Here is a 13523-nt window from a genome sequence, read left to right on the forward strand (position 1 = left end):
AGTCAAAGCCATGGCCGATCCGTTTCTGTCCATCCAGCACGTTCGAAAATCCTTCGGTGCCACCACGGTGGTGGAGGATTTCAATCTCGACGTCGAGAGCGGCGAATTCGTCTCCTTTCTCGGCCCGTCCGGCTGCGGCAAGACCACCGTGCTGCGGATGGTCGCCGGCTTCGAGGAGCCGAGCGCCGGCAAGATCGTCGTCAGTGGCAAGGACATCACAAGGCTGAAGCCCAACCAGCGCAATGTCGGCATGGTGTTCCAGGCCTATGCGCTGTTTCCGAACCTGACCGTGGCGCAGAATATCGGCTTCGGCCTCAAGGTCGCCGGCATGCCGAGGGCGGACATCGATGCCCGTGTCGCCGAGATGCTCGGGATCATCAAGCTGCCGCAGATGGCAGATCGCTATCCCTACCAGCTCTCGGGCGGCCAGCAGCAGCGCATCGCGCTGGCCCGCGCCATCGCGCCGAAGCCGAAGCTGCTGCTGCTCGACGAGCCGCTGTCGGCGCTTGACGCCAAGGTGCGCGTGTCGCTGCGCGAGGAAATCCGCTCGATCCAGAAGAAGCTCGGCATCACCACCATCTTCGTCACGCATGACCAGGAAGAGGCGCTGTCGATCTCCGACCGCATCGCCGTCATGTATGGCGGCAAGGCCGAGCAGGTCGGCACGCCGTTCGAGATCTACAACCGCCCGGCAACCAAGTTCGTCGCCAATTTCGTCGGCACGCTGAACGTGCTCGAGGGAACCGTCACCGATCCCGCTGCGGGCACGGTGCGGGTCAATTCCGAACAGATATCGCTGCAGGGCAAGCTCAACGGTTCCAAGTCGGGCGACACGCTGTCGCTGGCGTTGCGGCCCGAGGCGATCTCGCTGGGCCGCCAGCCCGGCCGTGACTCCAGCCTTTCGGGAGAAATTTCCGAAGTGCATTTCCTCGGATCGGTGATCCGGGTTCGGGTCGGCATCGGCGGCAGCACGGTCTCGCTCGATACGTTCAACAGCCCGGCAACGCCGCCCCCCGCGGTGGGTGAAAAGGCCGAGATATCGTTCTCGTCGAGCGATATGCTGGTACTGCACTAGGCGTGACAGCTCTCCCTCAGGCTGGCACCATGAATGGACGCAACACCGCCTGAAAAACCGGCAGGGCTTCCATTCGCGTGGCTTCCAACGGCGGCGCGGTGATTTCGACCTTGGGTCGATGCGCTCGCCGAAATCAGTAGAGGTGGAAGAAATGTCGGTGGGGCTACATTGCCTGCCATCCTGAGCTTGCCGGCCAAGCGTTTTCCAGCTGCTTTGCCACTGCCGACAATCCCGCTTCCCGGCTATAACAAGCCATGGCCCTCTTCGAACTGACACTCATTCTGCTGTTGATCGCCGTTGCGCTGACGGCGCTGTCGCGGCGCGTGCAGGTCCCCTATCCCTCCTTGCTGGCGCTGGCAGGGGTGGGCATCGCCTTCGTGCCTGGCGTGCCGACGATCGAGATCGACCCGGAACTGGCGCTTGCCCTGTTCATCGCGCCGGTGCTGCTCGATGCCGCCTATGATACGTCTTTGCGCGACCTCAATCGCTACAGGGTGCCACTTGCGCTGCTGGCGCTTGGCGCTGTCCTTTTCACGACGGCGACCGTGGCTCTGGTCGGGTGGGCGATGGCAGGCCTGCCGATCGCCGCGGCCATAGCCCTCGGCGCGATTGTGGCGCCGCCCGATGCGGTGGCGGCGTCGGCCGTGCTTGGCCAATTCAAGGTGCCGCATCGAATCACAGCCATCCTGCAAGGCGAGAGCCTGCTCAACGATGCCACCGCGCTGCTGATTTACCGGATGGCGGTTTCGGCGGCAGCAGGCTCCATCCTGCTGAGCAGCGCCGTTCCGATGATCCTGCTGTCCACCCTGGGCAGCCTTGCGGCCGGCTATCTGCTTGGCCGGCTGTCTCTGATGACACTGGACCGTATCGAAGACCCGGCGAGCGGCACTGTGGTGCAATTTGCCGGCACATTCGGGGTCTGGATCCTGGCCGACAGGCTGGGCCTTTCCGCCATCATCACCATCGTGGTCTATGCCATGACAATAGCTCGCACCGCGCCGCGCCGCATGCCGGCCAGAAACCGCATCAGTTCCTATTCGGTGTGGGAAACGGCGGTGTTCGTGCTCAACGTGCTGGCTTTCGTGCTGATGGGCCTGCAGGCACGTTCGATTGTCGGCAGGCTTGCCGGCGAGCAGCAGACCGATGCCTTCTTGCTGGCCGGGACCGTACTTGCCATCGTCATCGTTTCCCGCCTGGCCTGGGTGCTGGGCTGCGGCGCGGCCATCAGGTGGTTGGCCCGTTTCGGCAATGCGGATCGTCAGCGAGACGCGCCATCGTTGCGCGGCGGCATGCTCATCGGCTGGTGCGGGATGCGTGGTCTGGTGACGCTTGCGGCGGCATTTGCCTTGCCGGCTGAATTCCCCGCCCGCGACCCGATCGTGCTCGCTGCCTTCACGGTCGTGCTAGGTACGCTGGTGCTCCAGGGCATGAGCTTGAAACCGCTGCTGCGCCTGCTCGACCTCGACCCGGATGAAACGGTCGACCGAGAGGTTGCGCAGGCACGCGTTCTGGTCATGCAGGCCGCCCTCGACATATTGAGCCGCAAGACATCGGACGCGGCGGCTGCGGTGCGCGAGCAATATGCCGCTCAACGCAAGATCGCCAAAAATCCTGACGATGCCCAGGCGGCCACCGAATATGACCGCTTGCGCCTCTATGCCATCAAGAGCCAGCGCGACGTGCTGGAGGAACTGCGCCGCAACGGCACGATCGGTGACGAAGCCTATCACCGCCTCGAGGAAGAGATCGATTGGACCGAACTGGCGGCGTCGCCACCAGGCCGGTTCCAACCGCTGACGACATAGAGCCTGCTCCATCCGATGGACTCAAGATGAAGCAGGCTCTGATTCCTGTTTGAGCATGATCTATTCCGAAAACCGGGTTCCACTTTTCGAGATCAAACTTTGGCCGCTGGCCCAGCCCCGTCGCTCGCCCGGTACATTGCAACCAATCTGCCGAACCGCTACTGCCATTCAACATTGAGCCGGATAAGCAATGAAGCTGGTCAGCTACAACATCCAGTACGGGTTCGGCGGCGACGGCCGCTATGATCTGTCGCGCGCCGCAGGCATCGTTGCCGGCGCCGACATCATCGCCTTGCAGGAGGTCGAGCGGCACTGGCAGCGCAGCAATTTCGACGACCAGCCGGAACTGCTTTCGCGCCTGCTGCCGGGCTATCACTGGGTTTACGGCCCAGCTTTCGACATGGATGCCAGCGAGCGGCGCGACGGCCGCCTGGTCAACCGGCGCCGGCAGTTCGGCACCATGGTGCTGTCGAAGCTGCCGATCGTCTGGTCGCGACTGCATGCGCTGCCGATGCGCCGTACGCTGCGGCCACTCAACACGCGCAATGCGGCACTCGAATGCATGATCCGCACGCCAGCGGGCCCGGTGCGGATGGTTTCGCTGCATCTCGCCCATATCGCGGTCGAAGAGCGGCTGGAGCAGATCGATTACCTCATGGCCGCGCACCGCCGGGCACCGTCCGATGGCGGGCCGTGGAGCGGCGTCGACGACGAGCCCACGCGCAACTGGACCAGCGGCGAAGCGGAGCCGGAGAACCCGCTGGCGGCGATCTGGATGGGCGATTTCAACATGGAACCGGGCAGTGCCGAATACCATCGCATCGTCGGCAGCACGCCCTACCATCGCGATGCTGCTTATCTCGACGGCTTCGTCGATGCCGCTGCCGTGGCCGGCGAGCCGGTCCCGGACTTCCACACCCATGTGAAGACCATCGACGGCAAGGTGGCAAGGCGGCGGCTCGACCATTGTTTCGTCGGCGGCATGCTAGCCGGGCGCGTGCGTTCAATCAGCGCCGACATCGGCGAGGTTGCGTCGGACCATTTCCCGCTCCGGGTCGACATCGATCTGGAAACACCCGGCTTCGCCCCATGACACTTTTCGTCTTCTTCGCAGTGCTTGCGGCCGCCGCCATGCATGCGATCTGGAACGCGCTGGTCAAGGTTCATCTCGACCGCTTCCTGTCGATCACGCTGATGACGCTGGGCATGGGTGCCGCGGCCCTCCTGGTGCTGCCCTTCGTCGAAATGCCGAAAGCGCAAGTGTGGCCCTACATTATCGCCTCCGTGTTTTTCCACATGGGCTACCGGACTTTCCTGATCGGCGCCTACAGGGCCGGCGACTTCGCCCAGACCTATCCGCTGGCGCGCGGCACCGCACCGCTGCTGGCGGCGCTTGGCGGCATGTTCGTCGTCGCCGAGGTTCCGGCCCCGCTTGCCATTCTGGGTATCTTTCTGTTGTCGGCCGGCACGCTGGTGATGTCGTTTCGCGGCGGTGCGCATCTGGAGAGGATCAACTTGCGCGCGGTCGGCTTTGCGCTGGCCACCTCGATTTTCATCGCCAGCTACACACTGTCGGACGGCAGCGGCGCACGGCTGGCCGCCACGGCGCAGAGCTATGCCGCCTGGCTGTTCATCTGCGATGCTTTTGGCGCCTTGCTGCTGTGCCTTATCTTCCGTGGGCCGAAGGCGCTGCCGGTGCTGGCGCGCGACTGGAAGGCAGGACTGTTCACCGGCGTGCTCAGCGGCGCGGCTTACTGGATCGTGATGTGGGCGATGACCAAGGCGCCGATCGCCTCGGTGGCGTCGCTGCGCGAGACCTCGATCCTGTTTGCCATGATGATCTCGGTCTTCGCGCTCGGCGAGAAGATGACGGGCTGGCGCGGTGCCGCCGCGCTCAGCATCGTCGCCGGTGTCGTTGCGCTCAGGCTCGGTTAGTCCAGGTGTCGTCTCGCGATCACCCATTTCACCAATGGGGCGACGAAACCAGGCACATCTACAAATGTGCCCCAATTTTTCGATTGAAGGTGAGCATCTTGTCTTAAGGAGCAATCCTAAGGTCGAAGACCATCAGTCCGTCCGTGCCGCCTTCGAGCGCCGCGACCAGTCTTGCGCCGGCGCGCTGATGCGCCTCATGCACCAAATAGGCGTCGCGCGCGGCGGCATCGCGAAAGTCGATGGTGAAGCCGTGGGTGAAGCCGCGCGCGAACGGCTCCGGGCTGACATTGGCGCTGAAATTTACCGCGTCCATGCCGTCGATAACCTGTCGCAGCGCTTCAAGATCGGCATGGATCGCCTTGCGTTCGCCGTCGCCAACATCATTGCGGAATCTAGCGAACACACAGTGCCTGATCATTTCTTGCTCCTTAGGTGGCTAAGCGGCTCGGTTTCCGGAAAACACAGCCGGCGGCAGCGGCTCGCGGCCGAGGATCAGGTCGGCGCCCTTTTCGCCGACCATGATGGTCGGCGCATTGGTGTTGGAGGAGGGGACGCGCGGCATCACCGAGGCGTCGCAGACGCGCAGCCCCTCGACGCCGCGCAGCCGCAGATCCGGTGTTACGACAGCCATGTCGTCATGACCCATGCGGCAGGTGCCGACCGGGTGGTGATCGGTCTTGGCACTGCGGCAGGCGTAGTCGAACAGTTCATCGTCGCTGGCGAGCGATGGACCGGGCAGCACCTCGCGCAGCACATAGGGGGCGAGCGCCTTCTGCCGCATGATCTCACGCGCCAGTCTCAGCCCCTTGATCGACATGGCGCGGTCATAGGGATCGGACCAGTAGTTCGGATCGATCAGCGGGTGATCGGCGGGATCTGCACTCTTCAGCCGCACCGTGCCGCGCGAGCGCGGGCGCAGGAAGGCCGAGTTCAAAGTGACGCCCGGATTTTTCAGCTTCTCGACGCCGGCCTCGATGCCGGAGCCCAAACCGAGATGGAACTGAATATCGGGCGAAGCGGCAGTCGGGTCGGCGTACCAGAAGCCACCGGTCTCGAACAGGCTGGAGGCCACCGGTCCGTTCTTCAGCAGCAGGTATTGCAGGCCGGCCCAAGCCGTGCGGTGCAGCTTCGCGTAGTTGTCATAGGTGTGGTCGCCGGTGCATTCGGCGATGACGAATAAATCAAGATGATCCTGCATGTTGGAGCCGACGCCTGGCAGGTCGTGAACCGGCGTGACGCCGACCGATTTCAGATGATCGGCCGGACCGATGCCCGACTGCATCAACAATTTCGGCGAGCCGATGGCGCCGGAGGAGACGATCACCTCGCGCTCGGCCCGCAAGATTTTCTTCTCGCCGCCTGGCTTGTCGACGATTTCGACGCCGATGGCGCAGCCCTTCTCGACGACGATGCGCGTCACCAGCACATCGGTCCTGACGGTGAGGTTCTTGCGGGAGCGGATCGGTCTGAGATAGGCGACCGAGGCGGAGGAGCGCCGGGCGTCCTTCTGGGTCAGTTGGTAGTAGCCGACGCCCTCCTGGCTGGCGCCATTGAAGTCCGGGTTGAAGGGGATGCCCATTTCCTGGCCGGCACGGAAATAGGCCTCGCAGATCGGCAGCGGCGAAATCGGGTTCGACACGCCGAGCGGGCCCTGGTCGCCGTGGAAATCATTGGCGTAGCGCTGGTTGTTCTCGGCACGTTTGAAGTAAGGCAGCACGTCGCGATACCCCCAGCCGGCGAGACCTTCTTCCTTCTCCCAGGCATCATAGTCGCGGGCATTGCCGCGCGTGTAGATCTGGGCGTTGATGGACGAGCCGCCGCCGACCACCTTGGCCTGCGTGTACCAGAAGACGCGATCCTTCATGTGCTTCTGCGGCACCGTCGACCAGCCCCAGGAGGCAATGCCCTTGGTCATCTTGGCGAAGCCGGCCGGCATGTGGATATAGGGATGCCAGTCCTTGCCGCCGGCCTCCAGCAGCAGGACCGAATTGCCCGGATCCTCGCTCAACCGGTTGGCCAGAACGCAGCCGGCGGGACCGGCGCCCACGATGATGTAGTCGGTCATGACACTGTCCACTTACAATCGCGGCACGGAGAGCGCGCCGTCGACATTGATGATCGAGCCGGTCGAAAAGCCGAGCTTGCCGCCGGCGAGCGTCGCCACCACCGCACCGATGTCTGAGGCTTCGCCCCAGCGTTTGGCCGGCACCAGCCCTCCGTCGATCAGCGCATCGTATTTGGCGGCCACGCCGGATGTCATGTCGGTGCGGATGATGCCGGGTCGCACCTCGAAGACGCCGATGTTTTCGGGCGCCAACCGCAGCGCCAGGTTCTTCACCCACATCGAAAGCCCGGCCTTCGAGATGCAGTAGTCCGGCCGCTCCGGTGAGGCCATTTCGGCGCTTACAGAGGTGATGGTTATGATTGATCTCTGATCGCCGGAGGTGGCCAGCATCGCCTTGGCGACGGCCTGGCTGAGGAAGACGGTGCCGCGCAGATTGATGCCCAGCGTTCGGTCGAAATTTTCCGGTTTGAGGTCCAGCAGGTCACAGCGCACGGCAGCGCCGACGCCGGCATTGTTGACCAGGCAGTCGATGCGGCCGAAGGCGCGCGTCGCGGCATCGACAAGCGTGGTGTGGCTGGCGAGATCGGCGATGTCGCAAGGGATATAAGCGAATTTCGCGCCTCGGCCGGCGATATTAGTAGCAAGACCATCCGGCGCTTGTTCGGCAAGATCGGCGATCAGAATGTCGAAGCCGGCATCCGCGAGCGCCTCGGCGCAGGCCAATCCGATGCCGCGCGCGCCGCCGGTGACGATGGCAGATGGCCGGGTCATTGGAGCTCCGTCTTGCGGATATGGTCGGCGACGCGCAGTGCTTGTGCCGCAATCGACAGGGCCGGGTTCACGGCGGCCGAGTTCGGCAGGAAGCTGCCGTCGACGACGAACAGGTTTCGGCGGTCGAAGGACCGGCAGAAAGGGTCGAGCGGCGCGGTCGCCGGATCATCGCCCATCTTGACCGTGCCGCACTGGTGCGAAGGGGTGCGCTTGTCGAAAGGCCGCGACAGCACCAGGGGATAACCGCAGGCGCGGAAGTTCTCGCGCATCACCTTGGTCAATCCATCGAGTGATTGCATGTTGGAACGCCGCCACTGCATGACGATGTCCTTGCCGTCGACCATGATGCGGCTTTCCGGATCGGGCAGGTCCTCGCACATCAGGTACCAGTCGACCGCATGACGAGCCATGAAATCGAGCGCGAATTTCGGCGCGAACTTTACATTGGCCCTCAGCATGTTGCCGTCGATCTTGCCGAGAAGCTGGACATTGCCGAGCGGCTTGCCACCCTTGCCGTCTGACAAATAGTAGTCGTTCAGCATCAGCGTCTTCTGGTAGACGGCATCGTTGCGGCGGCGCGGGTCGATCGCCAGCATGGCGCTCGAATTGTGGTTCATGAAATTGCGGCCGACCTGATCGGAGCGGTTGGCGAGGCCCTTGCCGTCTGGCGAGGGCGAGCGCAGCAGGATGACGGCGGAATTGACCGCACCCGCGGAGAGGATGACCAGCTTCGGCGTGACCTTCTTCGCCTCGCCATTCTGCCGATAGTGAATTGCAGCGATGGTTGTGCCATCTGTCGATGCTTCGAGATATTCGACGTAGGCGCCGGTCTCGAGCTGGATATTGCTGTCTGCAAGTGCCACCGTCAGCGGTCCGGTCTGCGCGTCGACCTTGCCCTGACCGGTATTGGGAAACGCGTCCCAGCCGGTCCTGCCCTCCTTCAGCCAGGTGTCGATGTCGACGCCGAGCGGCAATGATGCCGGATGCAGGCCAAGACTCTTGAGTTCGGCGCGGGCGCGGGCAATCGGTGCCTCGTCGGGCACTGGCTTGTAGGCATACGGGATCGAGTGGAACGGCTCTGTCGGGTCTTCGCCCAGTGCACCGCGGACGCGAAACAGCTGTTCAGCTTTCGAATACCAGGGCTCGAACTCCTCATAGGAAAACGGCCAGGCCGGCGAGACGCCGCCGAAATGCTCCATGGGGGCAAAGTCTTCCTTGCGGTAGCGGATCAACACAGCGCCATAGAATTTCGAATTGCCGCCGACATAGTAGTAGTTGCCGGGATTGAAGGCAGCACCTCCGGCTTCGCGCCACATCTCCTTCGGCCGGTAATGGCCGTTGACGAAGATCGAACGCGTGTCACGCGCATGCGGCGTCGCCGGCAACGGCACACCGCGTTCCAACATCAGGATCGAGGCGCCGCTTCCGGCAAGGCCGCAGGCGATCGTTGCGCCGCCTATGCCGGAGCCGATGATGACGATGTCCGGACTTGTCATGGCCGTCAGCGAATGCGGCTCTCGGTCGCCGGATCGAAGAACACTGCCTTTGTCAGGTTGAAGGCGAGCGGCGTGTTGGTGCCCGGCTGGATGTTGGCGTCGGCACGCAGCCGAGCCACCACGCCCTTGCCTCCGAGATTGGTGACTGCGAAGGTATCGGAGCCCGCCGGTTCGACGACCTCGATATGGCAGTCGGCCGTGGCTATGTTCGAGGCGTTGCGTTCGGCGCCTTCCGGATCGGTCAGCGCTTCAGGGCGGACGCCGAAGATGATCGGCTTGCCCTGGAATGCCGACAGGCCGGCCGGTGCATTGGCCATCGGCAGGTTGATCGGCGCGCGCGCCTCGCGCTGGAGCACGACGGACAGCGCGTTGCCGTTGGTGCCAATCGTCGCCGGGATCAGGTTCATTGCCGGCGACCCCATGAAGTCGGCAACGAAAAGATTGGTCGGGTTGTTGTAGATTTCGGCCGGGGTGCCGAACTGCTGTACCTCGCCGTCGCGCATGACAGCGATCTTGGTCGCCAGCGTCATCGCCTCGATCTGGTCGTGGGTGACGTAGACGATGGTGGTGCCGGTGGTGGCGTGCAGGCGCTTGATCTCGATGCGCATGTCGACGCGAAGCTTGGCGTCGAGGTTGGACAAGGGTTCATCGAACAGGAACAGTTTGGGGTCGCGCACCAGGGCCCGGCCCATGGCGACGCGCTGGCGTTGGCCGCCGGAAAGCTGGCTCGGCTTGCGCTGCAGCAGGTGACCGATCTGCAGCACCTTGGCTACCTTGTCGATCGCCTTCTGGCGCTCCGCCGTCGGCACGCCGCGCATCTCCATGCCAAACGAGATGTTTCCGGCCACCGTCATGTTCGGGTAGAGAGCGTAGCTCTGGAACACCATGGCGATGTCGCGCTTGGAGGGATGCAGATCGTTGATCTGGCGGCCGTCGACGCGAATTTCGCCCGAGGTGATCGTCTCCAGCCCGGCGATGGTGTTGAGCAGCGTGGACTTGCCGCAGCCGGACGGGCCGACCAGCACCAGGAAGCCGCCTTTCTCGAGCTCGACATCTATCCCCTTGAGGATTTCGACCTGGCCGAAGCGCTTTCGCAGACCATCAATTTCCAGAAAAGCCATCAGATTATCCTTTGACGGCGCCAGCCATCAGACCGCGCACGAAATAGCGGCCGGCGAGCACATAGACGAGAAGGGTGGGCAGCGCGGCGATCATCGCGGCCGCCATGTTGACGTTGTATTCGACGACGCCTGTCGAGGTGTTGACGACGTTGTTGAGCGCCACCGTCATCGGCATTACGTCGCCGGAGCCGGCATAGGCGGAGGCGAACAGGAAGTCGTTCCAGATGTTGGTGAACTGGTAGATCACCGTCACCACGATGATCGGCAGTGAGTTGGGCAGCATGATGCGCCGGAAGATCTGGAAGAAGCTTGCCCCGTCGACCTGCGCCGCCTTGACCAGTTCGGTTGGGAACGTCTCGTAGTAGTTGCGGAAGAACAGCGTGGTGAAGCCGATGCCGTAGACGACGTGGACGAAGACAAGGTTGACTGTCGAATTACCGAGGCCGAAGCTCGTTCCGGTCGCATTCTGCAAAGTCACGCCGAAACGGCCGATGCTGCCAAGGATGGTCGCCATCGGCAACAGCACCGACTGGAACGGGATGAAGCAGGCAAACAGCATCAGCCCGAACACCAGCGTCGCCCCGCGAAAGCGCCATTTTGTCAGCACATAGCCGTTGAGCGCGCCGAGCAGGGTCGAGATGATGACTGCCGGAACCACCATCTTGATCGAGTTCCAGAAATAGCCCTTCATGCCGACGCAGGTCAGGCCCGAGCAAACTTCGCTCCACGCCTTTATCCATGGGTCGAAGGTCGGCGCTTGCGGCAGCGCCAGCATGTTGCCGTTCTGGATCTCTTCCATGGTCTTGAACGAGGTCACCAGCATGACGAACAGCGGCATCAGGTAGAACAGCGCAAACAGCGCCAAGAGCCCGTAGATGACGACGCGGTTGATGAGCTTGACGTTGACGCCGCCTGAGGCCTGACGGGCGGGAGTGGTGACGGCGCTCATCGCGGCTTCTCCCTGAGTTCCGAATAGAGATAGGGCACGATGATGGCGATGATGGTCATCAGCATGATCACGGCGCTGGCCGAGCCGACGGCCATCTCGTTGCGCTTGAAGGTGTACTCATACATGAAGTTGGACGGCAGCCAGGCCGAGCCGCCGGGGCCGCCGCTGGTCAGCGCCACCACCAGATCGTAGGACTTGATGGCGAGGTGCGCGAGCACGATGAAGGCCGACAGGAAGATCGGCCTCAGCAGCGGGATGACGATGCGGCGATAGAGCTGGAAGGTGGTGGCGCCATCGATCTGCGCCGCCTTCATGATCTCGCCGTCGATGCCGCGCAGACCGGCCAGGAACATCGCCATTATGAAGCCAGAGGCCTGCCAGACACCGGCGATGACCACCGTGTAGATGACGAAATCCTTGTTCTTGATCCAGTCGAAATGGAAGCTCGTCCAGCCCCATTGATGCAAGGTCTGCTCGAGGCCGAGGCCGGGATCGAGGAACCATTTCCAGGCAACCCCGGTGACGATGAAGGACAGCGCCATCGGGTAGAGATAGATCGGCCGCAGCACGCCTTCGCCGCGGATCTTCTGATCGAGCAGGATGGCCAGGAACAGGCCGAGCGCCAGGCAGATGAAGATGTAGAGAAAACCGAAAATGCCCATGTTGGTGATCGACGTGTACCAGCTCGATGGCGGGTCGGTGTCGAAGGTCCAGCCCCACAGCCGCTGATAAGCACGCGAGCCGGTGATGGCATAGGACGGGAAGGTCTTGGAATTGGTGAAGGACAGATAGATCGTCCACAGGATGAAGCCGTAGACGAAGACGATGGTGATGGCGAAGCTCGGCGCCAGCACGATCTTCGGCAGCGCGTCCTGCAGGCGCGAGCGCACCGAGGCGCGCGGGCGTGCGTGCTCCGGCGTCAGCTTGATCTGGCTTGTCGCTACCGTGCTCATGAAGCTCCTCCCGTCGACGCGCGACCAACCGGTTTCGCGGATCGGAGCCTTCCCCACCGGAGCGGGGAAGGCGTTTTCTTGTGTTGCGCTTACTTGGCGTCGTCGATGGCCTTGACCAGTTCGGTCACGGCCTCGTCCGAGGTCTTGATCTGACCATGGACGAACTTGGAGACGACATCCTTATAGGCATTGGCGACCGCTGGAGGCGCGCCATAGCCCTGGGCCAGCGAACCGAACAGCGTGCCGCCTTCGTTGGCAGCCTTCAGGTCGGCGATGCCCTTCTTGCCGCAAGCGTCGAAGTCGGTGTCCGGAACGTCGGTACGAGCCGGAACCGAACCCTTGACGACGTTGAAGGCCGACTGGAAGCTCTTCGACAGGGTAGCGGTGGCCAATGCGATCTGGGCGGCCTTGCGGTCGTCCGGAACGTTGAACATGCCGAACATGTCGGAGTTGTAGATCACCGAGCCGTCGGTGCCCGGGAAGCGGTAGCACAGGAAGTCCGTGCCCGGGGTCTTGTTGGCGGCGTGGAACTCACCCTTGGCCCAGTCGCCCATGACCTGCACGAGGGCATCGCCCTTGATGACCATGGCGGTGGCAAGGTTCCAGTCGCGGCCCGAGAAGTTCGGGTCGACATAGGTGACGAGCTTGGCGAGGTTGTCGAACGACTTCTTCATCGTGTCGGACTTGAGCGAAGCGTCGTCGAGATCGTTGAAGGCCTTCTTGTAGAACTCAGGTCCGCCGGTCGACAGCACGACCGAGTCGAACATGGTGGCTTCCTGCCAGTTCTGGCCGCCGAGAGCGAGCGGGATCACGCCTGCTGCTTTGGCCTTGTCAAGCAGGGCAACGAAGTCGTCGAAGGTCTTCGGCTCGGTGCCGCCGATCTTGTCCATGACGGCCTTGTTGATCCACAGCCAGTTGACCGAGTGGACATTGACCGGAGCCGCGACCCATTTGCCTTCGTAGACCGAGAACTTCTGCAGGGCTGCCGGAACGGACTTGTCCCAGCCTTCCTTCTTCGCCGTCTCGGTCAGATCGCCCATGACGCCGGCCGCCGCATAATCGAGCACGGTGTAGCCGAGCATCTGCGAGGCAGTCGGGTAATTGCCGGCCGCGACCATCGCCTTCAGCGCGGTCATGGCAGCGTCGCCGCCACCACCGGCCACCGGCACGTCTTTCCAGGCATAGCCTTCCTTGGCCAGGTCGCCCTTTAGGACGTTGAGAGCAGCCGCTTCGCCGCCCGACGTCCACCAATGCAGCATCTGGACTTCCTTGACGTCCGCGGCATGGGCCGCGAAAGCCAGACCCGATGCGAGAGCCGTTCCGATAAGCAGTTTGCGCAACATGTACTTCCTC

General features: G+C 63.1%; 12 protein-coding genes. 4 read left to right on the plus strand and 8 right to left on the minus strand.

What is annotated here, in order from left to right; translation table 11 throughout:
• Positions 1–10 precede the first annotated feature (10 nt).
• The 4 genes from NKJ01_RS00785 (at position 11) to NKJ01_RS00800 (ending at position 4815) form a co-directional block, all read left to right on the plus strand.
• A complete protein-coding gene (locus NKJ01_RS00785) occupies positions 11–1075 on the plus strand; it encodes an ABC transporter ATP-binding protein (protein ID WP_352725244.1) in 1065 nt (354 codons plus the stop codon).
• 254 nt (positions 1076–1329) lie between these two features.
• Entirely contained in the window at positions 1330–2880 is a 1551-nt protein-coding gene (locus tag NKJ01_RS00790; protein WP_352725246.1) for a cation:proton antiporter, read from the plus strand.
• A 190-nt stretch (positions 2881–3070) separates the two neighbouring features.
• On the plus strand, positions 3071–3973 hold the full coding sequence (locus tag NKJ01_RS00795; protein WP_352725248.1) for an endonuclease/exonuclease/phosphatase family protein: 903 nt from the start codon (positions 3071–3073) through the stop codon (positions 3971–3973).
• Positions 3970–4815 carry an EamA family transporter gene (locus NKJ01_RS00800; protein WP_352725250.1) on the plus strand — a complete coding sequence of 282 codons (846 nt, stop codon included), beginning with the start codon at positions 3970–3972 and terminating at the stop codon, positions 4813–4815. The genes NKJ01_RS00795 and NKJ01_RS00800 overlap by 4 nt, the downstream gene beginning before the upstream one ends.
• 103 nt (positions 4816–4918) lie before the next feature.
• Here the strand turns inward: NKJ01_RS00800 and NKJ01_RS00805 are convergent, their stop codons facing one another.
• The 8 genes from NKJ01_RS00805 to NKJ01_RS00840 form a co-directional block, all read right to left on the minus strand.
• On the minus strand, positions 4919–5233 hold the full coding sequence (locus NKJ01_RS00805; protein WP_352725252.1) for a Dabb family protein: 315 nt from the start codon (positions 5231–5233) through the stop codon (positions 4919–4921).
• An 18-nt stretch (positions 5234–5251) separates the two neighbouring features.
• Positions 5252–6880, minus strand: a complete 1629-nt coding sequence (locus NKJ01_RS00810) for a GMC family oxidoreductase (protein WP_352725254.1) — start codon at positions 6878–6880, stop codon at positions 5252–5254.
• Between the two features lie 12 nt (positions 6881–6892).
• Complete coding sequence (locus tag NKJ01_RS00815; RefSeq protein WP_352725256.1) at positions 6893–7651, minus strand: 3-ketoacyl-ACP reductase; 759 nt, start codon at positions 7649–7651, stop codon at positions 6893–6895.
• Positions 7648–9147, minus strand: coding sequence for a GMC oxidoreductase (locus tag NKJ01_RS00820; protein ID WP_352725258.1), 1500 nt, complete (start codon positions 9145–9147; stop codon positions 7648–7650). The genes NKJ01_RS00815 and NKJ01_RS00820 overlap by 4 nt, the downstream gene beginning before the upstream one ends.
• A 5-nt stretch (positions 9148–9152) precedes the next feature.
• The gene (locus NKJ01_RS00825) at positions 9153–10268 is read right to left on the minus strand and encodes an ABC transporter ATP-binding protein (protein WP_023759715.1); all 1116 of its coding nucleotides are present in this window, start codon (positions 10266–10268) and stop codon (positions 9153–9155) included.
• 4 nt (positions 10269–10272) lie between these two features.
• Entirely contained in the window at positions 10273–11217 is a 945-nt protein-coding gene (locus NKJ01_RS00830) for a carbohydrate ABC transporter permease (RefSeq protein WP_023759716.1), read from the minus strand.
• Positions 11214–12170, minus strand: a complete 957-nt coding sequence (locus NKJ01_RS00835; protein WP_023759717.1) for a carbohydrate ABC transporter permease — start codon at positions 12168–12170, stop codon at positions 11214–11216. The genes NKJ01_RS00830 and NKJ01_RS00835 overlap by 4 nt, the downstream gene beginning before the upstream one ends.
• A gap of 89 nt (positions 12171–12259) precedes the next feature.
• Entirely contained in the window at positions 12260–13513 is a 1254-nt protein-coding gene (locus NKJ01_RS00840; protein ID WP_031260305.1) for an ABC transporter substrate-binding protein, read from the minus strand.
• Positions 13514–13523: the final 10 nt, after the last annotated feature.

This window comes from Mesorhizobium sp. M0276 (assembly GCF_040321755.1).
GTDB lineage: Bacteria > Pseudomonadota > Alphaproteobacteria > Rhizobiales > Rhizobiaceae > Mesorhizobium.